Below are 24,159 nucleotides of genomic sequence, written 5' to 3'. Positions count from 1 at the left end.
TCGAGATAAGAAAGACGAGAACTAACCAGTACTAATCCGCTTCCTCTGCGACTATCCGCGTTCTATTCTTAGCGGCTTTGAACTACGCACTTTTACGAATTTGAAACGATGGCATTGCTCTTCGACCCGCCGGTCTTCCTCAGCGTGCTGGTGTTCTTGCCGGCCGCGGTGGCGTTGGGGCTTACGTTGTTTCTACCATCGGGGCGCGACGAGACCGCGAAGAAGATCTCGCTGGCGGCCACGCTGGTGGTGTTTGCGATGAGCGTGCTGCTGGTGTTCGGCAAAGAAGGCTTGCGGTTCGAGTCCGGCGTGGCCGAGATGCAGCACGCGTTCTCGGTCCCCTGGATCCCGTCGTTCGGCATCGACTTCTTCTTGGGGCTGGACGGCATCAGCTTCCCGCTGGTGGTGCTGACCGCCTTTCTCTCCATGCTGGCGATGGGCGCGAGCTGGCCGATCGACAAGCACGTGAAGGCCTACTGCGTGCTGTTTCTGCTGCTCGAGACCGGCATGCTGGGGGTGTTCCTGGCGCTCGACTTCTTTTTGTTCTACGTGTTCTGGGAAGTGATGCTGCTGCCGATGTACTTCCTGATCGGCGTGTGGGGGGGGCCGCGGCGCGAGTACGCCGCGATCAAGTTCTTCCTGTACACGCTGGTCGGCAGCGTGCTGATGCTGGTGGCGTTGTTGATGCTGTATTTTGCGAGTGACCTGACGCAGCTATCGGCCAACCAACTGGCCAGCGCGCACGTGGTCCCAACCCCCGAACGGGGCGCCGACGCCGGCCTGGCGATGCAGCAGTGGCTGGCGGGCGACGCGCCCCTGGCGGCCAGGTTCGCCGAAGCCAAGGCCGCGGGCCGGCCGCTGCACACCTTCAACATCCTGGCGATGCAGCAAATGGGGCAGCACACCCGGCTGTTCAGCACGCCGCTGCTGTGGGGCTACTCGCTGCAATGGTGGGCGTTCGTGCTGCTGCTAATCGGCTTCTTGGTCAAAGTGCCGGCCGTGCCGCTGCACACCTGGCTCCCCGACGCACACGTCGAGGCGCCGACACCCATCTCGATGATCCTGGCCGGCGTCCTGCTGAAGATGGGGGGCTACGGCATCATCCGCTTCTGCTACCCCATCTGCCCCGAGGCGGGGCGGGAGCTGGCGTACGTGATCTGCACGATCGGCGTGGTGAGCATGGTGTGGGGGGCGCTGGCCGCGCTGGCGCAGACCGACTTCAAGCGGCTGGTTGCCTATAGCTCGGTGAGCCACATGGGCTACGTGGTGCTCGGCCTGGCGGTGTGGAGCACCGCGGCCGACGGGGACTACTGGAAGATGGGCGCCACGGGCGCGATGTTCCAGATGATCGCCCACGGCATCAGCTCGGCCGGCATGTTCTTTGTGGTGGGGGTGGTCTACGACCGCGTGCACCACCGCGACCTCAACCGTTTCGGCGGGCTGTTCGGCCGGATGCCTATCTACAGCGGGCTGGCGGTGGGCCTGTTCTTTGCCGGCCTGGGGCTGCCTGGGCTGTGCGGGTTTATCGGCGAGGTGCTGGTGGTGCTGGCCGCTTGGCCCTTCAACAAGGCGTTGGCGGTAGTGAGCGCGTCGGTGGTGATCCTCACCGCCGGCTACATCCTGTGGACCATCCAGCGCGTCTACCTTGGCGCCGAGTACCGCGGCCCGCACGGCGATCGGCTTACCCCCATCACTAGCCGCGAGGCGTGGATCGCCGGGCCGCTGCTGGCGATCGCGATCGTCTTGGGGGTCTACCCGCGGGCGCTGCTGGACTACATGCAGCCCTCGATCGACGCACAGGTGGTTGAGCTGCTGCAGACCCCGCCGGCAGACAAGGTGGCCGCGACGCCGGCGCCGCTAGGAGCGATGCCCAAGTGAACCTGCTGGTCGACCGACTGCTGCACGACACCACCGCGGTAAGCCTGCCGGGCTTCCTGCCGGAGCTGTTGCTGTGCGCGACGATCGTCGTGCTGCTGCTGGCCAAGGTGCTGCCGCTGCTGTCGCGGGTCGACCCGCTGGTGTGGGCGTTCGGCGGGCTCGCGGCCGCGGCCATGGCCGCGATCCCTCAGCAAGGCCTGTCCGAGGTGCACCGCACCGAGCTGTTTACCGGCATGCTGGTGATCGACCCGATGGCGGCGTACCTGCGCGTGCTGCTGCTGGGCTTCGGGGTGCTGCTGTTGCTGCTGACCAAGCTCACGGGGCTCGCCGATCGCTCCAGCGGGCAGGACTTCTACGTGCTGGTGGTCGGCGCCCTGCTGGGGATGTGCCTGATGGTGGAGGCCAACCACCTGCTGATCGTCTTCCTGGCGGTCGAGATGGCGAGCGTCCCCAGCTACGTGCTGGCGGGCGTCGAGAAGGGGCGCCCCCGCGCCGGCGAGGCGGCGCTCAAGTACGCCGTTTTCGGCGCCGGCGCCAGCGGCGTGATGCTGTACGGCATCAGCCTGATCGCGGGGCTGCTGGGGACCGCGCATTTGCCGACCCTCGCGAGTCGACTGGCCGAGATGAACACTGCCGCGTCGGCGTCACCGCAAGCGCCAACGCTGGTGCTGATGCTGGCCGCGGTGATGATCATGGTCGGGCTGGCGTTCAAGCTGTCGGCCGTGCCGTTCCACTTCTGGTGCCCCGACGTGTTCGAAGGGGCGCCGGCCGAGATCGGCGCCCTGCTGTCGGTGGCCTCGAAGACCGCCGCCCTGGCGCTGCTGGTGCGCGTGGCGATGATCGCTACCCCCACGGCGCCGATCGACCGCGTGGTCGCCGACCCGCCCGCGGCCGTACAGGTCGCGGCGGCGACGCCCGCGGCCGTCCCAACTCCGGCCGGATTCGTAGCGCTGCTGATCGGCTCGCTGGCGATCGCTACCTGCACCTTCGGCAACCTGGCCGCGTACGCTCAGACCAGCCTGAAGCGGATGCTGGCCTACAGCACCATCGCCCACGCCGGCTACATGATGATGCCGGTGGCCGCCGCGGTAGCGGTCGCCGGCGCCCAGCCGGCTACCGCGGAACTCGCGATCGCGGCGCTGCTGCTGTACGCCGGCGTCTACTTGTTCATGAACCTGGGCGCCTTCGCCATCGCCGCGTTGGTCGAGCGCTCGACGGGCAGCGACCAGATCGACGACTACGCTGGGCTGATCCGCTCGTCGCCGGTTACGGCCGTGGCGCTGGCGGTCGTGCTTTTCAGCCTGCTGGGGATGCCGCCTTTGGCGGGGTTCTTCGCCAAGTTCGCGGCGTTCCGGGCGCTGGCGCTGGTGTGGAGCCCGCTGTCGATCACCATGCTGGCCGTTGCGGCGGTGAACACCGCGATCTCGCTGGTCTACTACCTGCGCGTCGCCCGCGTGGCGACGATGCACGACGAGCCCGACACCCGCGGCCCCGTGCAACTGGGCATGCTAAGCGTCATCTACGTGGCGGCCGTCACGCTGCCGCTGGTGCTGCTGGGGCTGTTCCCGGGCGGGCTCGCCGACGCCGCACAGCAGGCCGCCCGGGGGCTGTGGCCATGACCAGCCAGCCGACGCCGATGGCCGCTGTTTCCGTCGCGGCGCTCGACCGCGTGCAGCAACTGCTGCGCTCGTCGTTCGTGCGGTACCTGGCGCAAACAAGCCGGCTCGCCGCGGCAGAGGATCAAACGCTCACCACGCTTCACGACATCGCGGACGACCAACAGGACATGGCGGACCGCCTCGCCGAACAGCTCCGCGGGCTAGACGGCATGCCCGGCGCGGGCGCCTACCCGATGGCGTTCACGGACAGCCACGACCTGGCCCTTGGCTACCTGCTGCAGCGCGCCGTGAAGCGTCAGCGCGAAGACGCCGCGGCCTTGCGGGCAGAAGCCGAGCGCCCGGGCCTGACACGCACCGCCAAGATGCTGCTGGAAGAGGCGCACGGGATGACGCTGGGGCACCTGCAGGTGCTCGAGTCGGAGATCCAGTCGAGCAGCGCAGCCGCTGCGAGCCGCGCACGTCAGTAAGCGGAGTTCGTTGCACTGCTCCGCTTGCTGACGTGCGCGGCTCAACCCGCTTGCCAGGTTTCTTACGCAACACGCTAGACTACCCCCATGCAGTTGTTCGACACCCACGCCCACCTCGACCAAGACGCCTTTGATTCCGACCGGCCCCAGGTGCTGGCCCGCGCGGCCCAGGCCGGCGTGACTCGGATCGTGGCCGTTGGAGTGACGCGTGCGTCGAGCGAGGCCTGCTTGAAACTCGCCCAGCCGCGTGGTGGAAAGCCCCCGGAGGTCTACGCGGCCGTCGGCATCCACCCGAACCATACGGCCGAGGCCGCGGCGGACGATTGGGACCGTGTCGTAGAGCTTGCCGGCCGGGACCGGGCAGTCGCCCTGGGCGAGACGGGGCTCGACCGCCACTGGGACTTTGCGCCGTTCGAGCTGCAGCAGGACTACTTCCAGCGGCATCTTGCGCTCTCACGCGCCACGGGGCTGCCGGTGGTGATCCACACGCGAGATTGCGATACAGACATGCTCGCGATGCTCCGCGACGCGTACCGCCACGGGCCGCTGCGCGGAGTAATGCACTCGTTTGTCGGCGACGGAGCGATGGCCGAAGAGTGCATTGCGATGGGGCTGCACATCAGCTTCGCGGGCATGGCGACGTACAAGAAGTCGGACACGATCCGTGAGGTCGCCCGCGCCATCCCGGCCGACCGCTTGATGGTAGAGACGGACTCTCCCTACCTGTCGCCCGAGCCGGTCCGCAAAGTCCGCCGGAACGAGCCGGCCCACGTGCTGCACACCGCCGGCCGGCTAGCGGAGGTGCGCGGCGTCACGCTCGCACAACTCGCGACCCAAACCACCGCAAACGCGAACCGGCTGTTCAATATCCCATGAGCCGCGCACGCCAGTAAGCGGAGAAGCCTTCTCAGAGCGGCGGACGCTAGTCCGCCGAGCAGTCCATCGGATCAGTTGCAAGTCGGGCAGGGCGTCGCGTAAGGCGCCCGGTAGGAGCCGCCCGAAGGGCCCACCCAGTTGCCGCACTTGTCGCAGGGGTCGCAGCAACGCGGCGGGTCGTTGTGCCACTCGCTCCAGTAGAGCTCGCCGTCACACCCGCCGCAGCCGCACAGCTTGCCGATCAGCTTCCCGCACATCTTGCCGATGCCGAAGCCGCAACATCCGCCGCCGCACGTGTCGCAGCAGCCGACGTCACAACCGCAGGCGGGCTCACACCCGCAGGCCGGCTCGCAGCCGCAAGCGGGCTCGGCGCACCCGCACACCGGCTCGCAGCAGCCGCCGCATCCGCAGGAGGTGTCGCAGCAGTCGGGGCCGGTGCAGACGCAGATCTTTGGCCCTTCGCAGGAGCCGCACTTCCACTTCTTGAAGGCCTCGCCGCGGCCCCCGGCGCAGTCGCAACAGCCCACCTCGGCGCCGCAGCCCACGCTGCTTCCGCACAGCATCTGGCAGTGGTGCAGGCAGCCGACCGAGGTCGGCAGCAGGGCGGCGAGCGCAACCAGGGACAACAATCGAGCGTGCATAGAAGTCACTCCACGCCGGCATAACGCCGGACGGATGGGCTTGGCGAATTACGATAGGCCCGCCGCGGTGCGCGGTAGGCCCTCCCAAGTTTTCGGCGGCGCCCTGCGGTCGGCGTGAGCTGAACCGGTACAATCGGCACAACCCCCCTCACCCAATCCCCCACTGCAAGCAATGCCGGCGCCCACCGATCCCAGCACCGACCCCCGCCCCCTTGGCCCCATCCCCACCGGCCCCATCAACCACGCCGCGCTCAACTGCCGCGACGTGCCGCGGAGCGTCGCCTTCTACCGCGACCTGCTGGGCTTCCGCGAGGTCCCCCGCCCCGGGTTCGACTTCGAGGGCGCCTGGCTCTATCGCGAAGGGGCCGGGATGACGATCCACCTGATCCGCGACCCCAACTTCAACCCGCCCCGCGACCGGATCGACACCCGCAAGAGCCACCTGGCGTTCTCGGTCCCCGACGCCGCCTACGCGGCCCGGGTGCTGCGTGCGGCGGGGGTCGAGTTCATCGACAGGCCGCTGGTCGACTACGGCTACCAGCGGGTCTTCTGCTTCGACCCAGACGGCAACGTGCTGGAGCTGGGAGAATGGCCCCCCACGAGCGGGGACTAGCCGCCGGGCCACGCATAGCCGCCCCCGCGCCGAGGCGTAGCTCGGCGGCTATTGACCGCCTGCAAGGGGCGTCGCGATTTGTTACCCTACTGCGGAAGTACACCCACCGCAGACCATCGCTTTCAGGAGCACCATGGAACCGGCCGCCAAGAAGTTCTTTCAGCAGATCCTGGAGACCCCCAGCCCGTCGGGGTACGAAGAGCCCGTTCAGGGCTTGGTGCGGAAGTACGCCGAAGGCTTCGCGGACGAGGTCCGCACCGACCTGCACGGCAATGTGGTGGTTTCGTGCAACCCGAAAGCCCCGCTACGCGTGATGTTCGCGGGCCACTGCGACCAGATCGGGCTGCTGGTGACGCACATCAGCGACGAGGGCTACATCTACACCGGCACCATCGGCGGCTGGGACCCCCAGCAACTGATCGGCCAACGGATGACGATCTATACGGTCGGGGGTCCGATCCCCGGGGTGATCGCCCGCAAGCCGATCCACCTGCTCGACGAAGAAGAGCGCAAGCAGGTGGTCAAGGCCAAGGACCTGTGGCTCGACATCGGCGCCAAGGACAAGAAAGAAGCAGAGAGCATGGTGCGGATCGGCGACCCCGTCACGCTGAAGCTGGGCTACCAAGAGATGCGGAACAACCTAGCCAACTCGCCCGGCATGGACGACAAGACCGGCCTGTGGGTCTGCCTAGAAGCGGCCCGCCGCGCCCAGGCCAAGGGGGGGCTCAAGGTGGCCGTCCACGCGGTCTCAACGGTGCAGGAAGAGGTGGGCCTGCGCGGCGCCCAGACCGCCGCGTACGGGGTCGATCCGCACGTGGGCATCGCCGTTGACGTAACGTTCTCTACCGACTGCCCCACGATCGACAAGAAGCAGGAGGGCGACATCAAGCTCGGCGGCGGCCCCGTGGTGAGCCGCGGACCGAACATGAACCCCATTGTGGTGGCTCGGCTCCGCGACTCCGGCGAGAAGGCGGGCATCCCGATCCAGTGGAACGCCATCGGCCGCGGCACTGGCACCGACGCCAACGCGCTGCAGCTCTCGCGAGCGGGGGTCGCGGCGGGCCTGGTGAGCGTCCCCAACCGCTACATGCACAGCGCGGTAGAGATGTGCTCGCTGGACGACCTGGACATGTGCGCCGACCTGCTGGCGGAGTTCGTGCTGGGGCTGGAGGCGGACGCCGACTTCACTCCGATGTAGCTTCTCTATGAACGACGCCCCGCGGATCACCGTGGTAGGCGGCCCCAACGGGGCCGGCAAGACTACCTTTGTACGCGCCTACCTGGAGGAGTACCCGGAGCCCTACCTGAGCGCGGACGCGATCGCGGCGGAGCTGCGCCCCGAGGCGGTGGAGGAGGTAGCCGTGGCGGCGGGGAGGCTGTTTGTGGAGCGGCTGGCCGAGCTGATTGGCCTGCGGTCCAGCTTCATCGTAGAATCTACACTGTCGGGCAAGTCGCTTGCGGCAAACCTGAAAGCCGCACGTAAGGTTGGCTACCGCGTTTCGATGGTGATGGTGTACGTTGACTCAGCCGACGCCTCGCTACAGCGGGTGAAGGAGCGTCACCGAAAGGGTGGACACAATGTGCCCGAGGAAGACGTGCGGAGACGCTTTTCGCGGACGCTAAAGAACTTTTGGAACCTTTACCGTCCGCTAGCGGATGAGTGGAAACTGTATCGCAACGCTCTGAATAGTCCCCAACTTGTCGCTTCCGGTGAGCAAGACAAACTTACTCCAGTGAACGACGCGGAGTTGGCCCGCTACTTTACGCTTGCGGAGGTAGTTGAACATGAGTGAATCCAACAGCAACGGCTACCACGCCCGGAGTGAGAACTTCACGCGTATCTTTAACCGTGGCGTCCGTGAAGCCCAAGAGCACAGCCGCCGGATGGGCGTGCCCAACGTCTACTCCATCCTCGGTCACCTCTACTACGAGCAGCCCGACGGCACGCTGGGGCTCAACGACCCGTGGGAGGGACGCGACACGCCCCCGCCGGGTTGGGCGGAGAAGTTGGCGGAGGGGGCGGCCAGACGGGCAGAAAGCTCCGGCGCCGGTAGCTGAGCCGGGCGCCGACGGCTCGCCCGCTTGCTTGGGGCACGCTAGAAGTCGTCGCCGGCTTGCATCTGCAGGAAGCTCTCGTAGCGGCGTGGGTCGATGTGGTTATCTGCCACCGCGTTCTTCACCGCGCACTCGTCTTCGTGCGTGTGGGTGCAGTCGGGGTAGCGGCACTGGCTGACGTACGGGCGCAGCTCGCGGAAGTAGCCGTCGAGTTCCTTCGGGATGGTGTCCCAGAGCTGGAACTGGCGGATCCCCGGGGTGTCGACCACCCAGCCGCCGTCGGCCAGCGGGATCAGCTCGGCGGTGGTGGTGGTGTGGCGGCCCTTCTGAGACTCGGCGCTTACCGTTTGGATCCGCAGCGCTAGCCCCGGGTCGAGCGCGTTGAGCAGCGACGACTTCCCCACCCCGCTCTGGCCCGAAAGGGCCGTCGCCTTCCCCGCCGTGAGCCGGCGTAGCGCGTCCAGCCCCTGACCGCTGCGGGCCGAGAGGCATAGCACGTCGTAGCCCAACTGCGAGTAGACCCCTGCCAGCGGCATCACCGACACGGGGTCGACCAGGTCGATCTTGTTGATGCACACGATCGGCCGGATTCTCATCTTCTCGCAGGTCAGCAGGTAGCGGTCGATCAGGTTAGGCTTGATCCGCGGTTCGGCCGCGCTGGCGACGATCAGCACCTGGTCAACGTTCACCACGATCAGGTGCTGCCGGCCGCGGCTGCTGCGGCTCAGTACGCCGGTGCGGGGCTCGACGCGCTCGATCACTCCCTCGCGCTGCCCCTCGGGGCGGACCCACACGCGGTCGCCGGCGGCCACCACGTGCCGCAGCTCGGTCGATAGCTGCTTGAGGAGCTGCCGTGTGGCGCAGGCCAGCAGCCGGCCGTCTTCCATCTGGACGATGCTGACCAGCCCCTGCACGCGCAGCACGCGGCCCATCCGGCAGACGGTGCGGTCGACCTCGGGGAGCACCAACGAGCCGGAATCGTCCTGGGTCACCTCGGCGCCCGCGACGGTCCGCCGGCGGGTGAGCCGGCCCTTGCCGGTGACGCGTTCGCCGCGGTCCGAGTCGTCGGCCGCATCGGGGTCGAACCGCTGGGTGAGGTCGTTCTGCCGCGCGCGGGTGTCGTGGTTCTTGCGGAACTCGGCGCGTACTTTTGGTTTTTTCTTAGCCACGCATCTTCGCCCGCCTTAGAAACGAGAGCCGGAAGCGTCAGCGGCCGGAGGATCGAGCTTGCGTCCTCCGGGCGCTGACGCTTCCGGCTCCTTGGGCCGAAGCCCTGGCTCGCTGGTATCCGCGCGCCGGCCTAGACCGGCTTGTCGGGCAGGTCGATCTGGCCGGCCTTCATGTTGTTCGGGTCGTACCGCTTGGAGGTCATCGGCTCTGTCTGTCGCCGGGTGTTCTCGAGCCCGGCGCGTTCCAGCAGGCTCTTGCGCATGACCTCTTGCGCCAGGTTGTCCGACGGCGGCGGGCCGACCGCGCCCAGGTCGGCGGGCGAGTACTCGATGCGGTAGTGGTGCTTGGCGACCGATAGGGAGTCCCCCGAGTCGAGGCGCCGCTCCTGCACCCGCACGTCGTTGATCTTCACGCCGTTGCGGCTCTGCAGGTCGCGGATGTACCAGTAGCCGCTGTCGATGGACAGCTCGCAGTGGTGGGCCGACACGTTGGCGAAGCGCAGCACGATATCGCAGCTCTCGCGGCGACCGATCAGCAGTTTCTTCTTGATAAGCGGGATGGGGTCGCCGCCGCCTAGCGGAATCAGCTCGCCATACATGGCTGTCCCTCGCTTTGAGAGAGTTGGAATAAAATGGGTTGGGCAGACGAACGACTAGTTTCCACTCTAGGAACGTCGTGGAAAGCAGTCAACTCGCCCGCGGCGCCGCACACGCCCCGGGCGGCGGCGGCCGGCCGGATTTTCGGGTATAATCGCTACTTCCTTCGAGAGGGCCGGGCAGCCGCCGGTCGGACGCGGTGCGTCCGGCGGGAGGAAAGTCCGGGCGCCGCAGGGCAGGGTGGTGGGTAACTCCCACCGGCCGCAAGGCCAGGGCAAGTGCAACAGAAAGCAAACCGCCTGCGGGGGTGTTAGGTTTTAGTCGTTAGGTCTTAGGACGGACGTGTTTGAGCGATTCTCTGCTGGTCTTTCCCAACGCCTAGTACCTAAGACCTAACACCTCCGCAGGTAAGGGTGAAACGGTGCGGTAAGAGCGCACCAGCGGTCGGGGCGACCCGATCGGCTAGGTAAACCCCACCCGGCGCAAGGCCAAACAGGGAGCACGAGCCGGCTCGGCTCGCTACGACTCCCGGGTAGGCTGCTTGAGGCGGTGGGCAACCACCGTCCTAGAGGAATGGCTGCCGCCGCCTCCTTCGGGAAGCGGACACAAAACCCGGCTTACAGGCCCTCTCGAAGGATTCTAAAAAGCTGTCAGCGATCAGCTTTCAGCAAAGGGGATAGTTGAAGCCTCGAGTGGGTCAAAGCGATCGAATGGTCCAGTCCCCAAATCGTCCTCGTTGGGCTCTTCTTAGCTGAGAGCTGAAAGCCAATCGCTACAGCGACTCTCCCTTCCAACGCACAAACCCCTCGATCGCTTCGTACTCGGCCAGCCCCAGCTTGTCGTACAGGATCGCGGTGCCGTGGTTGCGGTCTTCGGCCCGTTGCCAGAACTCGCGCGGGTCGGGGCCGGGGAAGAGCGCTTTGTCCTTCTGCGACTCGTGCTTGAAGATCGCCACCCGCTTGCGGAGCAGCTCGGCGGGGCTGATGGGGACGGCCATCTCGATCTGGTGGGGCCCCCACTCCTGCCACGCGCCGCGGTACAGCCACACCTGGCAGTCGGCGTACCAGTCGTCGTCCGCCAAGCGCCGGCACGCCTCGAGCACCGCCGTCAGGCACACGCGGTGCGTGCCGTGCGGGTCGGAGAGGTCGCCCGCGGCGTAAACCTGGTGGGGCTTTACCTCGCGCAGCAGGTCGACCGTGATCTGGATGTCCTCTTCGCTCAGCGGCTTCTTGCGCACGCGGCCCGTCTCGTAGAAGGGCATGTCTGTAAAGTGCAGGCGCTCCGCCGGCACGCCGCAGCAACGCGTGGCGGCCCGGGCCTCGGTGCGGCGGATGAGCCCCTTAATGAACTGCACCTCGTCGCTGTCGACCTGACCGGGCCGCTTGCCGCGGAGCGACTCGTCGATCTGGGCGCCCAGCTTGGCGGAGCTCTCCGGGTCGATGCCGAACCGCTGGTTGTACTCGCCGACGAACTCGGCGAAGCGGGCCGCGTCGTCGTCGAACACCGCGATGTTGCCCGAGGTCTGGTAGGCGACGTGCACCTCGTGCCCCTGGTCGACCAAGCGGATCAGGGTGCCCCCCATGCTGATCACGTCGTCGTCTGGGTGGGGCGAGAAGATCAGCACGCGCTTCGGGAAGATGTGGTCGCCCGGCTGCGGGCGGTCGCCCGGCTGCTTGGCGTGGTCCGGCTTGCCGCCCGGCCAGCCGGTGATGGTGGCCTGCAGCCCGCGGAACACACGCAGGTTCAGGTCGTAGGCCGGGCCGTGGCTGGCGAGCAGGTCCTGCAGCCCCTCTTCGTTGTAGTCTTCGGTCGTGAGCTTCAGCAGCGGCTTCTGGAGCTTCTGGGCGAGCCAGATGACGGCCTTGCGGACCATCGCCTCGTCCCACTCGACCCCTTCGACCAACCACGGCTCGCGGCGGATGGTGAGCGCGTCGGCCGCGGCCTCGTCTAGCACGAACTGCGCGTTGGGGTGTTCCTGCAAGAAGCTGGCGGCGACGATCGTAGAGATCGGCCCCTCGACCGCTTGCTTGACGATGCCCGCCTTCCCCTCGCCGAACGCCATCAGCACCACCTGACGCGCGTCGAGGATGGTGCCCACGCCCATCGTGATGGCCCGCTGCGGGACGTTCTCTTCGCCGAAGAAGTCGCTCGCGGCGTCGCGGCGGGTGACCCGGTCGAGCGTGATCAGGCGGGTCCGGCTCGTCTTTCCGGAGCCGGGCTCGTTGAAGCCGATGTGGCCGGTGCGGCCGACGCCCAGCAGTTGGAGGTCGACTCCCCCGGCGGCCGCGATCTTGGCCTCGTACTGCCGGCAGTACTCGGCGACCTCGCGCTCGTCGAGCGCGCCGTCGGGGACGTGGGCGTTCTCGGCCAGGATGTCTACGTGGTCGAACAGGTGCTCCCGCATGAAGCGGACGTAGCTCTGCAGCCCCTCGGGCTGCATCGGGAAGTACTCGTCCAGGTTGAACGTGACCACGTTCTGGAAGCTGAGCCCTTCGTCTTGGTGCATCCGCACCAGTTCTGCGTAGACGCCGGTCGGGGTGCTGCCGGTGGCCAGCCCCAGCACGCAGGCGCGTCCTTGGGAGGCGCGTTCGCGGATCAGCGCCGCGATCTGCTCCGCCACCGCGCGGCTGGCCTCCGCGGCGTGGCGGTAGACCTGGGTGGGGATCTTCTGGCGGTCGTCGAGTGGTGGTGCGGTCATGTCGTTCGGTAGGTGACGGACATTGGGTTGGAGTCGCATCGGCGCCTGGAGGCGTCAGTGTAGCCGAGGGCGGGGCGGAAGGATGCGCATCGCCGCGACTTCCTACTAGAAATGACATGAAACGGCCGCTCGGGCTAGCCGCGAAAATGCGCACTCTTTTCGTCAAATCGCCAGCTTGGGGGGCTCGGCGGGGCAGAGTTACGCGGTCAGGCAGTGCCGGTTGGCCATGCCGATGCCGCTCATGATGGCCCCCACGATGCCGACAAACCCCTGGTCGGTGCCGCAGATGAACAGGTTCTCAAGGTGCGTGGCGCCGTCGAGCTGCTTCTGGGGCGCCCCGTAGATGGCCCCGTTCTCGTGCCCCGTGAACCGCACCAGCGTGGTGGGCGTGAACATGTCGGTCTCGATCACCCGGGGGCGGTAGTCCGGCACAAACCGCACCGCGGAATCAACAATGCGGTCGTACCAGCGGGCCTTTTCTCGGCGGTAGGCCGCTTCGTCTAGCCCGCTCCAGTGGCCGAAGTCGGCCAGCACCGTGACCCGCATCACCCCTTCGTCCAGGGCCTTCTCGTAGAGGAAGTTGTTGGGGCTGCAGATCACGCCGCTGCGGAGGTCGCAGGGGGTCTGCGGCGCCGACCAATCAAAGCGGTCGTGGTCGTTGAAGAACGTGATGGTGCGGTCGTAGCCCAGCGCCTTCGGCTGGACGTCCAGCGTTGAGATGGTCTCGCAGAAGCTGAGCTGCCCCGGCCGGCGGGCGCCGACCACCGGCTGGCCGTCGTCGCACATCCGCATCGTCTCGCACCACCCGGCGGAGGAGAGCACGCGGGCGGCCTCGATCTGCTGCCCGTCTTCTAGCTCTACCCCCACCACCCGCCCATCCTCGACGTGCAGGTTACGCACCCCCGCGCGGAGCTTGAGCTCGCCGCCCAGAGCGCGGTACTTCTTCACCAGGTTCTTCAGGATCAGCCGCACGCCGGCGTGGGGCCGGCCGAGCCCCTCGAGGAAGATGCTGCGGAACATGATGCAGAACTGGCCCCAGTCCATGTCGTGCTCGCGGGCCGAGCCGTAGAACATCAGCGGGCAGAAGAGCATCTCTACCAGCACCGGGTCGGTAAGGATCGAACCCACCACCTCGCGGGCCGAGAGCTGCTGGTGCTCGTCGGTCAGGTCGTCGTAGTCGACGATCGAGTCGAGCAGCCGGCCGAACGCGTCGGCCTGTTGGGGGAACTCGCGGGCCACCTCGGCGTGGAGCAATTGCGGGTTGTTGTCGAACCCCAGCCTGCGGCCGGGGAAGACCACCTGCGAGCCGATCTGCGGGGCGATCGCGAAGTCGTCCCACGAGAAGCGGAGCTGCCGCAGCAGGCGGGCCAGCGGCCCCTTCTTGGCGCCCTTGGGCGTGATGTTGGTGAGGGCGTGCAGGCCGACGTCGTAGTCGCGGCCGCGGAGCCGGTAGAAGCTGTTCAGGCCACCGATGGTCCAGTGCTTTTCAACGATGCACACCTTCTGGTCGTAGTACGCCAGCCGGATGCCGGCCGCCAGCCCGCTCATCCCGGCGCCGATGATGAGGGTGTCGTACATTTTAACTGTCCGTTGCCAGTTGCCAGTTGTCGGTCGTTTGAAGCACGTGGCTCGTCACTATTCGAAGCGCCACTGACAACGGGCCACTGACAACGGGCCAAATCACACCTTCTGGATGTCCTTCATCCGCGGCTCGAGGTACTCCACCGTGCTGTTCATGCTGGCGAGGTTGGGGTAGTCCTCTTCCGGGATCTGGATGCGGTGGCGCTTGCGCAGCTCCATCACGATGTCGAGAAAGTCCATCGAGTCGAGCTCCATCTGCTCGCGGAAGCTCTTGTCGTCTTGCAACTCCGACAGGTCGTCGTCCGGGGCGATGTCGGAGAGGATGTCGAGGATTTCTTCACGGATATCTTGGGGGGTCATTCTACTTCCTGAAAGTTTGCCCACGAATCAATCGGATGATGGGCGGTCACGCAAGTGTTACTTGGTTAATACCAGAACTTTGAATGCAACTCGTGTGCTTCTACCAGAATCCGCTTCTTTCGCGCGACTCGTGGGCTTTACCGTCAAACCTTGGTCACGATCAGCACCGAGTTGATCCCCAGCATGCCGAACGAGTTGTTGAGGATCGCGTTTACGCCGCCTGTTTCTCGCGACTCGTTAATTGCCAGGCCCGGCAGGTCGCACGCGGGGTCGAGTTTGTCGACGTTGATCGTGGGGTGGCAGACGCCGTCGTCGAACGCCGGCAGGTTGCCGGCCAGCTCCAGCGCGCCCGCCGCGCCCATCGCGTGGCCGATGAAGCTCTTGGTGTTGTTGATGTGCGTCGTCTTGCTCTCGCCGAACACCTGCCGCAGCGCGGTGCACTCTTGGATGTCGCCGCTGGGGGTCGCGGTGGCGTGGGTGCTGACGATGTCGATCTGGTCTGCGTTGAGCCCCGCCCGGCCGAGCGCCAGTTCGATGCAGCGGGCCTGCTCTACCGGGTTGGGGAGCACGAAGTCGCTGGCGTCGCTGTTCATCGCGTAGCCGGCGATCTCGCCGTAGATCTTGGCGCCGCGGGCCACGGCGTCTTCGTAACGCTCTAGCACGTACAGGCAGCCCCCCTCGGCCACCACGATGCCGTTGCGGTCTTGGTCGAACGGGCGCGAGGCGCGGGCCGGCTCGCTGTGGGCGGCCAGGGCCCCCTGGCTGGCGAAGCCGGCGAAGATGCCGAACGTGTGGATGCTCTCGGACACGCCGCCGCACACGGCCACGTCGCACTCGCCCAGGCGCAACTGCTGGGCGCCCTGGATCATGCCGGCGTTGCCCGCCGCGCAGGCCGCCCCGATCGTGTAGTGCGGGCCGGTCACCCCCAGGTTCAGCGTCACCTCGCCGGCCGGGTTGTTGGCCACGGTGCGCGGGTTGTGGTGGTGCGACCAGACGGAGGTGTCGTAGTCGTACCCCTTGATCTCGTTGATCTCGTTCTCGGTCTCGACGTTGCCGTGCTCGGTCACGCCGATGTAGATGCCGACGCGCGAGCGGTCAACGTTCTCCCAGTCGAGCCCCGAGTTCTCGACCGCCTCGCGGGCGCAGTAGATGCTGATCGAGCCGGCGCGGGTTCCGCGCCGCAGGTCGCGGCGGTCCTGGTGGCGGCGTTCGTCGAAGTCGCACACCCCGGCCAGGGTCTGGCCGACGTAGCGGATCTCGTACTCACGCACCCCGCTCTTGCCTTCCAGCAGCGACTGCCGGTACTCCGCCAGGGAGTTTCCGTTGGGCGACGTGAGCCCGATGCCGGTGATGACAACGCGGCTTGTGATGGGGGGCGTCAGACTGGGCATGGCGGCGGGCCGAGCGGGCGGGCGAGACCGGACGGCGGAACGCTCCCGCCAAGCCCTTAAAGCTAGCGCCACAACCCCAGATTGGCAACCCGCCGTAGGTAGGGGCAGGCCCCGCCTGCCGGGTGGCTGTACCGACTGGGCCACTGGATTGCCCGGCACAACGCCGCGACTCCGCCGCTCGACAGTCGAGGCCTGCCCTACCGCTTGAGCGGGAAGAACTTCTCGCCAAGCTGCTGCACCGGCAGGGCGTTGCCCAACGCCTTTTGCGTGGTTTCGGCCACCAACTGCTCCAGCTTCTTCACCGGCTCGTCGATCGCGGCGGTCGCCTTGTCGCGGGCCGCTGCTAGCTGGGAATCAAGCTTCTGGAGCTGGGCGTCGACCTGCTTTTGCGCCTCGCCGGCCAGCCGATCGGTCTGCTGCTGCACCACGCCGGCCACGGCCCGGTCGACCGCCTCGGCGACGGCCGGCCCCAGCGTGGACCAAACCTCCCACTTCGGCTCGTCCAGCGTCCCCGTCAGGGTGACCCGGGTCACCAGCTTGTCGAGCCGGCCGAGCGACTGATCGACGGCGCCCGTCAGCACACGGCCCGAAACCGGCCCGAAATCGCCGTCAACGCGCGACGAGATCCGCACCTGCTGCTGGTTGATCTGGATGTCGCCGTCCAGCGCATCCCCTTCGAGCCGCACGCTTACCGACACCGCGGCGGTCGAGGGCGCCACGTCGAGCCGCAGCCTGCGACCGGCGCCCAGGTCTGCCTTGGGCAGGGCCACCGTGGCGCACTCGGCAACCAGCTCGTCCAGCGGCGAGTCGCCCGTGCGGTCGATGGTACCTCGCAGCACAATCGGCAGGGCGCCGGTCGTGTCGATGGCGATCCGCATCGGCTGCCCGAGCACCCGGGGCTGCGTCGTAAAGTCCGTCACCACGCCGCGGAGGTCGGCCGAGCGGCCGGCGACCCGCACCACCCCTTCGAGCTCCAGCCGGCGGACCAGCAGATTCGGCAGCACCTGGCAGCCGGCGAACCGGACATCTTGGCCCCGCTTCGCGGTGGTCGTGGCCTGCTCCGGTTTCGAGGGAGCGAGCGCCCGCGCCCACTTCAGCCAACCCACCATTTGCGCCAGCGGCTGGCCGATCTGCTCGCCCAGCAGGTAGTCAGTGAGCTGCTGTGCGTTGGCGTTGTTCACCTTCAGCTTCTCCCGCAGCAGCGCCTCGTCGTGCTGGCGGGCCTGGGCCACGCGCTGGCGGTCGGCGCGCACCGATTCAGGCAGGGCGGTCATCCGCCCGCGCAGGCTCTTGAGCTTCTGCTGGTAGCCGGTGATACGGCTGGGCAGGTCGCGGATGAACTCGACATTGCGCAGCGGGTTTTGCCGCGCATCTTTGGCTTGCTGTTCGAGCAGTTTGACTTCGCCCTGGATCTGCCGCGCCTCGGCCGCCAGCGACGCGTACTCGGCGGGCCACTTGGCGGCCAGCTCCTCGGCCAGGCGGACCGACTCGAACTGCGCGGTCACGTCCTCGGCGAAGCGGCCCTCGAGGTCGTCCATCCAGGCCGCGGCCCGCTGCGACGCCGCGTCCGCCATCCACGACGGGGCGGCGGGCCCGGACTGGTCGTCGGCCCCGTCCGATTTCTCGAGCTCGCCCGAAGTGACCCGGTCGGTCCCGAACCGCAGGCCGCGGATCACTCCCAGGTCGGCGGTGGCGCTGCCGTGCAGCAGGGCGCGGCCGTCGAAGTCGAGCTCGATCGAGTCTGCCTCGACCAGGTTCTTCATCGGGCTCCGCGGGTCGGCGATCTGCACGTGGCCGATCGCCACCCGGGCGCCCAGCAGCGACGCCTTGACCTTGTCGACGTCTACCCGCGCCCCGGTAGCGGCTTGGCCGGCCGTTACGGCGCCCCACTTGAGCGCGATCGCCAGCCCGACCTCCGAAACGTACAGCAGCACGAACAGCAGGATCAGCCGTACGGCGATGTAGTCCCAGCGCAGCAGTTTCTTGACGCGTGTAATCATCATTTGACCCCCAGCACGCCGGTGAGCCCGAGCCGCTGCGACCAATCGGCGCCCATCAGCCACCGCCCCAGGCGGTAGCGGGCGATCCAGCGCAAGGCCGGCGGCTGCAGCCGGGCGTAGACCAGGTGCGTTAGCAGGTAGCAGGGGTAGCTGAGGTAGAGCCCCGTCAGCAGCGAGCCCAGCACCACGGTGTTGTTGAAGCCGATCCACGGCCCGAGCGGCAGATCGTAGAGCCAGGCGTAGGCGCCCTGCATCGAGGGCGCCGCCAGCACGATGCCGCCCAGCCGGTCGGTGAACCCGTCCATCCCCAGGCCGATCCACGAGAACAGCGCGGCCGAAAGCAGGCCGGCCGTTCGGTTTACCCGAAAGACCATGAGAGTCATGCCGAGCAGGACGGCGATCAGGTTCCCCTTAGGGACGAGGCCCAGCACCATGCCGATGGCTACGCCCGCGGCGACTTGCCGGGGAGAGTCGTGGGCGGTGAACAGGCCGGCGAGCTGCCGGAGGGGCCGAACAAGGCCGAGCATGGGCGTCCCTTCCTAGTGGCGGGTAGGTGTATCCGGAAGATCGGCCCGGCGGCGGCGGTCGCTCCAGCAAAACCGTTACAACCCTCACGCCAGCGTCCGCAGAAATGCGTTTCCGGCGCTTTTCCGTTCACGCTCGCCGAGAGTTCCGCTACAACGCGGGGGCCTGCGGCAGTGATCGCGGCGTCGATCCCTTCTCCTCGGAACAGAAGCGTGGACCGATCCAACCGATGGCCGAGCTGCGCGCTCGCCGTAGCGACGTTTGTGGCTGCGTGGTGCTGCGCCGCGCCCGCCGAGGCGGCGTTCTTGTGGGCGGATTACAACGCCGGCGCGGGGAGCCAAGTATGGCGCCCCGATCAGTACTACTGGTACGACGCGGTGGGTTCGTCGCAGGGCGGAGCGGGGGTGGGCGTCAACAACGCCGGCGGCAGCGGGCACAACGCCTGGCAGGTGACCGATAGCAGCACGTCGGTCGTCAACCCGTACTACTTCGTCAACCTCTCGCCTTCCTACGCCCTGCAGGCCGGCAGCCAAGGCTGGCGCCTGCAGACCGAGGCCAGCGTTGTCGACGCCTACCGCGACGGCCCCGCCATGGGCCTGCTGTCGTACTTCAACAACCTGCGCTACGGCGCGGCGGTGGGGCTAGACCCGCTCGGGCGGCTGGTGGCGGAGCTCTACGGGCAAGGCCAGACGCACGTGCTGGCGCCGGCGGGCGCCTCGGCCACCGCGACACACGCGTTCGAGCTGCGTTACCGACCCGAGACCGGCAAGGTGTCGTTCTTGTTCGACGGGGGCGAGGTCTCGAGCTGGTCGGGCGTGCCCCTCATCGGCGCCCACCCCGACTCCTTCTTGTGGGGGTCGACCGGCGTCAACCAGCGGGGCGTGATGCGTTTCCACACGGTCGAGGCCGCCATCGGGCCGTTTCCGACGGCGGTCCCGGGCGACTTCAACGGCGACGGCGGGCTCGACGCGGCCGACTACACGCTGTGGCGGGACACCTTCGGCCAGACCGGACCAAACCTGCCGGCCGACGCCAACGGCGACCTGCGGGTCGACAGCGCCGACCTGGCGCTCTGGCGCCGTGGCTTCAGCGGCGCGGCGATTGCCGCCGCCACGGCCGTGGTCCCGGAGCCCTCGGGCGCCGTCGTAGCACTGCTTGCAACCGCTACGATCGCTATCATCCTGCCCAAACCGGCAAGAATTGCGACCCAAGGCCCCCAGGGGCCGCATCTTCGTTGACCGCGAAAACTTTCGCTGTTTAGCATCAATCATGGGGGCTTCCCCGGTCGAACGCTAACAACGAGGGGCAGATACGTGGTCGCATTACGCGGGGGCGCCGCCTGCGGGCTGGTGATGGCATGGCTGCTTGTATCGTGCGCCCAAACCGACGGCGCAGCGCCTACCTACCAGCGGGCCCGGGTGGGTGTGTCTGGGCAGGTCGGTCCGCCTCAGGTCGGTCAACCGGGCCGGCTGGACCGTGGCCGCTGGCCGCCGAACCAGTTTCCGCCCAATCAGTTTCCGCCAAACCAGCGGCCCCCTGGTCATCGCCCCCCGAACCAGGGCGGCAATTATCAGGCGCCGTCGATCGCCTCGGGCACGTTCCAGCGACCCTACCCGTTCCACCTCGACTACTACAAGCAGAAGTTCGGCGGCAGCTACGACCCCTACTTCGGGAACCTGTACGGCCCGCCCAACGTGGTGCTGGCGACCCCGTTCGTCGGGGGCTCGGGCTACTTCCCGACAACCCCGTTCCCAAACTCGCCGTTCGTACAGACGCCCCAGGGGGCGACCGAGGTGTTCTGCCCCCACTGCGGGCAGTCGCTCTCGACGCCGGTTGAGGGCTACTAGCCGACGACAGGCCGCGGCCGAAACCGATCACGACAGACTGGACAGGAGGTCCATTATGAGACTTTGGTTCTGCAGCTTTGCGGCGCTAGCGGTGCTGGCCTTCGCGACGCCCTCCGGCGCCGCCCAGCCGATGCCGTATTACGGCCCGCCGGGCGATCCTTACGCCGCCCCCTACGCCGGCAACCCCAACTACGCGAACTTCGCGCCGCAGTTCCAATGGGGCTGGTTCGGCGCCGAGCGCTTCCGGCAGGGTCCCCAGTGGCACCGCGACTATTCCGGGCGCCCGATGCGTTGGGACCTTCGTGGGCCGACATGGTAGGGGAGCTTCCAGCTTCCAGCGGTCAGCTTCTAGCCGGCGGGCTCGCTTCTTGTTCGCACGCCCATTGACCCCGACTGCGACGAGCTGATTGCTGATTGCTGACCGCTTTCTTACCGCATGAAGCCGATGAAGAAGGTGAAGACCTCGCGGTCGTCCGTCGGCGCGTACTGGATCGGCCAGGCGAAGTCGAGCGCGATGGGCGCGGGGCCCATCGCGGGGACCGTGATCCGCAGGCCGACGCCCGGCGAGACGCGGAGGTTTTCGATCTCGACGTTCTCTTCCACGGTGCCGAAGTCGCAGAACGCGACGCCGTGGATCATGTCGTCCGCGGTGAGCGGGAACATGTATTGCGCGGTGTTGAGCCACTGGAACTCGCCGCCCACCTCGACCCCGTTCTTGACGGGCGAGGCGCCGCGGAAGTCGAACCCGCGGAGCGTGGAGTAGCCGCCGGCAAAGAAGTGGTCGTAGATCGGCGTGTTGGCGCCGGTGAAGCCGAGTTGGGTCGCCAGCATGACGGTGTGCCGGCCCGAGTGGTCGGGGCGTTCATTGAGCAAGAAGTATTGGCGGGCGTCGATCGTCGCTCGCGGGTAGGTGAACGAGCCGAGCACCTGCTCGACCGTCAGCTCGAGGTAGTGGCCCTGAGTCGCCAAGAACGGGTTGTCACGCGTGTCGTTCGCAAAACGGGCGCTGAAGCCGTGTAGTTGGTTGGTGCCCAACACCTCGGTGAGTTCCTGCGGAGCCCCGAGCGGGATGTCGTAGATCTCGATCTGTTCGCCCCGGTACGAGAGCGAACCCGAGAGGTCGTTGGCGGTCCACTGGTAGCCGAGCGACGTGCGTCCGCCGAGGCGGTCTTCGCTCCAGTCGCGGTACTGACGCTGGAAGTAGCTGCCGGAGAGGCCGAGGCTGATCGGGGTGTCCCACAGGTAGGGCTCTTGGAAGCTCACCGCGTAGCGCTGCACCTGGGTGCCCGGGTTGGCCTCGATGCGGAAGTGCTGCCCGGCCCCGCGGAAGGCGGTGCCGTCCGACCAGTCTTGCCAGCTCCGCGGCACACGGCGCCAGTCGAAGTTCTGCTCGTCGAGCAAGATCTGCCCGGTGACGCCCGCGTCGGAGTTCACGCCGACGCCGACCATGAACCGGCCGGTCTGCGTTTCACCGGCGCGGACCGTCAGGTCGACGTATGGGTCAACGGAGCGGTTCCCCACGGGCGAGAACGGATCGATCCCGAACGGCCCGCCGTCCTGCCGGTCGGGGATCTGGTTTGGATTGGTGAGCGGGGCGCCGACAACGCCGGGCGGCAGCATCTGCGGATGCCGGGGCTCGACAAACTGCGCCGGCTGTACGCCGCCGGGCTGTGAAGCGGCCGGTTGGGCAGCGAACGGCTGGGAAGGGATTTGTTGGGCTTGGTAGGGCTGCGTCTGGTAGGCAGACGCCGGCGCCCCGTAGGCCTGCGGCGCCGCGGGCGCGGCGTAGCCCTGGCCCGCGTAAGACGAGGCCGGGTCGGTCGCGGCCGGCAGCGTGCCGCCGTAGACCGGCGCCGCCGCGGGGGGGAGCGATTGCTGGTAGATCGAAGCCGGCGCCGCGGCCGCCGGCGGGGGCGGGTTGGTCCAGCCGGATGTCGCCGCGGGGGACTGCCCGCGGATGATCGGCGCCGCCGTGGCCGGGGCGACCGGGGCGGCCGGCATGGGGACGAGGTTGCCGTTCTTGTCGTAGACCAAGTGCACGTCGATCGGCTCGTCGCCGTCGGGGGGCAGCACGGGGCGTTCGACCTCGTATACGCCGAAACCGCGTGCGCGGTAGGTGGGCGTCTGCTGATAGTTGGCCGGCTGCACGGGGGCCGGCGCCGGCGACTGGCCCCGGACGGTGGGCCTCTCTCCTTCCGCGGTGAACTCTTCCTGGAACTCCGGGATCTGGAACGTGATCCGCGGCGGGTCACCCTGAGAGGGGTCCGTGTTAAACAAGCGGCTCGCCATCAGCCGGCGTTCGCTGTCGCGGATGTCGCGGATGTCCGCGATGTCTCCAGGCTGCATACCTAGCCGGTTGATCGCGGTCTGGATGCGGGTGTGAGGGCGGTCGCCCTCGATGTGGACGAAGATCCGACCGATGCGGAACCGCTTCCCCTCGTCGATGTGGTAGACCAGGTCGATCTCGCCGGGCTGCTCCAAGAACACCGGTTCGGCGCGGACGTCGGCAAAGATGTGCCCCTCGCTGCCGTAGACCTCTTTCAGCTTCTCAACGTCGGCGTTCATCTTGGCCTGCTCGAACGGCTCGCCCGAGGGGAGCTTCGAGATGCTGGCCAGCGCGTCGCCGGTGAACTTTTCGTTCCCCATGAACCGGACGGTGCGCACGTTGTAGCGCTGCCCCTCGTTGATCACGAACCGCAGCGTGGCCCAACTGCTTCCGTCGTTGACCTCCACCAGCCGGCCGACCCGCGCCCGGAAGAAGCCGAAGGAGCGGTAAAACTCGGTGAGGCGGTTGACGTCGGCGTCGAGCTCTTCCCGGTTCAGCTTGCCGCCGAACAGGTACAAGAAGCCCGGCTTCGATTTGATCTTGGTCTTCAGACGCGAGTCGGAAAGGAACGTGTTGCCTTCAAACTCGACGCCCCACACCTTCTGCTTGTTCCCTTCGCTGATCACGAACACCACCCCCTGGTCGGAGGGCTGGGTCCCTTCGATCACAGAGACCTCGACCCGGTCGAAGCCTTGATCTTGGTAGTAGTCTTCGATGCGACGCTTGGCCTGCTCGACGCCGAACGGGTCGACGGCGCCCCCGACCTTCAGGCCCGATTCCTTGGCCAGCTTGCGGTCGGAGACCCCCTCGTTGCCGAGGTACTCCACGTAGCGGATCACGGGGCGCTCGACCACGCGCAGCACGATCACCCGCCCCGCCTCGGTCGATTCCGACAGCGGCCGGACGTCGACCAGCCATTGCTGAGAAACCAGGTTGCGGACGTCCTGCTTGAACGCCTCGGGGTCGTAGGGGCGGCCTACCTTGGTCTGCATCTGGCCCAGGATGCGGGCCGTGGGGACCGTCTTGTTCCCCTCGATGCGGATATCGACCACTACCTCATCGGTCACCGCCAGCGACGGGCCGTGGACGACTTTCTTCTGCTTTTCACCGCCAAACAGAGGCCCGCCGCCGCCCGAGGGCGACCCGCCGCCGCCGGGGCCAAACCCGCCTTGGGCAAGGATTTCGGCTGGCGCGAGTAACAACGCCGCCACCGCCAGCACCGACCGCAGACGCGATACCCGCGCAGCGGTCGGATGACAACGGTAGGGCTCGTGGCGGCAATTCACGATGGCGGACCTGCAACGGTGCGTAATTCGTCTGTTTCTCGGGCGCAGGCGCAACGGGCGCCCGGCAGGGCTGCGGAGAAATACAGAAACTACCCCCCCAGGGCAAACCCAATAGCCGACGGGCTCCGCCCCGTCGGGGTGTTGCTCGGGACTGATCGTTCTAGAAGCACGCCGACGGGGCGGAGCCCGTCGGCTATTGGCAGGGGTGTGGGGGGGACTGCCTGCTTCGG

General features: G+C 67.4%; 21 protein-coding genes and 1 other RNA gene. 12 read left to right on the top strand and 10 right to left on the bottom strand.

The features are described from left to right. Positions 1 to 108: 108 nt before the first annotated feature. The 4 genes from Pla175_RS19525 (at position 109) to Pla175_RS19510 (ending at position 4,840) form a co-directional block, all read left to right on the top strand. Positions 109 to 1,878: a complex I subunit 4 family protein gene (locus Pla175_RS19525; protein ID WP_145289277.1), complete on the top strand. Its 1,770-nt coding sequence runs from the start codon at positions 109 to 111 to the stop codon at positions 1,876 to 1,878. After that, entirely contained in the window at positions 1,875 to 3,497 is a 1,623-nt protein-coding gene (locus tag Pla175_RS19520) for an NADH-quinone oxidoreductase subunit N (protein WP_145289274.1), read from the top strand. Before Pla175_RS19525 ends, Pla175_RS19520 begins: the two co-directional genes overlap by 4 nt. A 17-nt stretch (positions 3,498 to 3,514) precedes the next feature. Further along, positions 3,515 to 3,964, top strand: coding sequence for a hypothetical protein (locus Pla175_RS19515; protein ID WP_145289270.1), 450 nt, complete (start codon positions 3,515 to 3,517; stop codon positions 3,962 to 3,964). Between the two features lie 87 nt (positions 3,965 to 4,051). Continuing rightward, on the top strand, positions 4,052 to 4,840 hold the full coding sequence (locus Pla175_RS19510) for a TatD family hydrolase (RefSeq protein WP_145289267.1): 789 nt from the start codon (positions 4,052 to 4,054) through the stop codon (positions 4,838 to 4,840). Between the two features lie 71 nt (positions 4,841 to 4,911). On the opposite strand, the gene Pla175_RS19505 is transcribed toward Pla175_RS19510, so the two are convergent. Continuing rightward, entirely contained in the window at positions 4,912 to 5,481 is a 570-nt protein-coding gene (locus Pla175_RS19505) for a hypothetical protein (RefSeq protein WP_145289264.1), read from the bottom strand. Between the two features lie 172 nt (positions 5,482 to 5,653). On the opposite strand from Pla175_RS19505, the gene Pla175_RS19500 reads away from it, so the two are divergent. The 4 genes from Pla175_RS19500 to Pla175_RS19485 all read left to right on the top strand — a co-directional run bounded on the left by Pla175_RS19500 (position 5,654) and on the right by Pla175_RS19485 (position 8,152). Then, a complete protein-coding gene (locus Pla175_RS19500; protein WP_145289261.1) occupies positions 5,654 to 6,094 on the top strand; it encodes a VOC family protein in 441 nt (146 codons plus the stop codon). 133 nt (positions 6,095 to 6,227) lie between these two features. Further along, positions 6,228 to 7,292 (top strand): M42 family metallopeptidase, encoded by a 1,065-nt coding sequence (locus tag Pla175_RS19495; RefSeq protein ID WP_145289258.1) that lies wholly within the window; start codon positions 6,228 to 6,230, stop codon positions 7,290 to 7,292. A 7-nt stretch (positions 7,293 to 7,299) separates the two neighbouring features. Next, positions 7,300 to 7,887, top strand: a complete 588-nt coding sequence (locus Pla175_RS19490; RefSeq protein WP_145289254.1) for a zeta toxin family protein — start codon at positions 7,300 to 7,302, stop codon at positions 7,885 to 7,887. Next, entirely contained in the window at positions 7,880 to 8,152 is a 273-nt protein-coding gene (locus Pla175_RS19485; RefSeq protein ID WP_145289251.1) for a hypothetical protein, read from the top strand. Before Pla175_RS19490 ends, Pla175_RS19485 begins: the two co-directional genes overlap by 8 nt. Positions 8,153 to 8,190: 38 nt before the next feature. Here the strand turns inward: Pla175_RS19485 and rsgA are convergent, their stop codons facing one another. Next, positions 8,191 to 9,318, bottom strand: coding sequence for a ribosome small subunit-dependent GTPase A (gene rsgA, locus Pla175_RS19480; RefSeq protein ID WP_145289248.1), 1,128 nt, complete (start codon positions 9,316 to 9,318; stop codon positions 8,191 to 8,193). Positions 9,319 to 9,449: 131 nt separating this feature from the next. Continuing rightward, positions 9,450 to 9,917: an FHA domain-containing protein gene (locus Pla175_RS19475; RefSeq protein ID WP_145289243.1), complete on the bottom strand. Its 468-nt coding sequence runs from the start codon at positions 9,915 to 9,917 to the stop codon at positions 9,450 to 9,452. A gap of 165 nt (positions 9,918 to 10,082) precedes the next feature. Between Pla175_RS19475 and rnpB the strand changes: the two genes are divergently transcribed. Beyond that, an RNA gene (gene rnpB / locus Pla175_RS19470) (RNase P RNA component class A) lies at positions 10,083 to 10,551 on the top strand. A 136-nt stretch (positions 10,552 to 10,687) separates the two neighbouring features. On the opposite strand, the gene nagB is transcribed toward rnpB, so the two are convergent. The 6 genes from nagB to Pla175_RS19440 form a co-directional block, all read right to left on the bottom strand. Beyond that, on the bottom strand, positions 10,688 to 12,613 hold the full coding sequence (nagB, locus tag Pla175_RS19465; RefSeq protein WP_145289239.1) for a glucosamine-6-phosphate deaminase: 1,926 nt from the start codon (positions 12,611 to 12,613) through the stop codon (positions 10,688 to 10,690). A 198-nt stretch (positions 12,614 to 12,811) separates the two neighbouring features. After that, entirely contained in the window at positions 12,812 to 14,191 is a 1,380-nt protein-coding gene (locus Pla175_RS19460; RefSeq protein ID WP_145289236.1) for a phytoene desaturase family protein, read from the bottom strand. A gap of 102 nt (positions 14,192 to 14,293) precedes the next feature. After that, a complete protein-coding gene (locus Pla175_RS19455) occupies positions 14,294 to 14,554 on the bottom strand; it encodes an acyl carrier protein (protein ID WP_145289233.1) in 261 nt (86 codons plus the stop codon). A gap of 143 nt (positions 14,555 to 14,697) precedes the next feature. Beyond that, complete coding sequence (locus Pla175_RS19450; RefSeq protein WP_145289230.1) at positions 14,698 to 15,945, bottom strand: beta-ketoacyl-[acyl-carrier-protein] synthase family protein; 1,248 nt, start codon at positions 15,943 to 15,945, stop codon at positions 14,698 to 14,700. A 197-nt stretch (positions 15,946 to 16,142) separates the two neighbouring features. Beyond that, positions 16,143 to 17,948 (bottom strand): TIGR03545 family protein, encoded by a 1,806-nt coding sequence (locus tag Pla175_RS19445; protein ID WP_145289226.1) that lies wholly within the window; start codon positions 17,946 to 17,948, stop codon positions 16,143 to 16,145. Beyond that, positions 17,945 to 18,472 carry a TIGR03546 family protein gene (locus tag Pla175_RS19440; protein WP_145289223.1) on the bottom strand — a complete coding sequence of 176 codons (528 nt, stop codon included), beginning with the start codon at positions 18,470 to 18,472 and terminating at the stop codon, positions 17,945 to 17,947. Before Pla175_RS19440 ends, Pla175_RS19445 begins: the two co-directional genes overlap by 4 nt. A 210-nt stretch (positions 18,473 to 18,682) precedes the next feature. On the opposite strand from Pla175_RS19440, the gene Pla175_RS19435 reads away from it, so the two are divergent. The 3 genes from Pla175_RS19435 (at position 18,683) to Pla175_RS19425 (ending at position 20,636) form a co-directional block, all read left to right on the top strand. Continuing rightward, positions 18,683 to 19,708: a hypothetical protein gene (locus tag Pla175_RS19435; RefSeq protein ID WP_145289220.1), complete on the top strand. Its 1,026-nt coding sequence runs from the start codon at positions 18,683 to 18,685 to the stop codon at positions 19,706 to 19,708. Positions 19,709 to 19,783: 75 nt separating this feature from the next. Then, the gene (locus Pla175_RS19430) at positions 19,784 to 20,317 is read left to right on the top strand and encodes a hypothetical protein (protein WP_145289218.1); all 534 of its coding nucleotides are present in this window, start codon (positions 19,784 to 19,786) and stop codon (positions 20,315 to 20,317) included. A 55-nt stretch (positions 20,318 to 20,372) separates the two neighbouring features. After that, positions 20,373 to 20,636: a hypothetical protein gene (locus Pla175_RS19425; RefSeq protein ID WP_145289215.1), complete on the top strand. Its 264-nt coding sequence runs from the start codon at positions 20,373 to 20,375 to the stop codon at positions 20,634 to 20,636. A 110-nt stretch (positions 20,637 to 20,746) separates the two neighbouring features. Here the strand turns inward: Pla175_RS19425 and Pla175_RS19420 are convergent, their stop codons facing one another. After that, on the bottom strand, positions 20,747 to 23,929 hold the full coding sequence (locus Pla175_RS19420) for a BamA/TamA family outer membrane protein (RefSeq protein ID WP_145289212.1): 3,183 nt from the start codon (positions 23,927 to 23,929) through the stop codon (positions 20,747 to 20,749). Between the last annotated feature and the right edge of the window lie 230 nt (positions 23,930 to 24,159).

Source organism: Pirellulimonas nuda, assembly GCF_007750855.1.
Classification (GTDB): Bacteria; Planctomycetota; Planctomycetia; order Pirellulales; family Lacipirellulaceae; genus Pirellulimonas; species Pirellulimonas nuda.
This window is presented reverse-complemented; position numbering and strand designations above follow the sequence as displayed.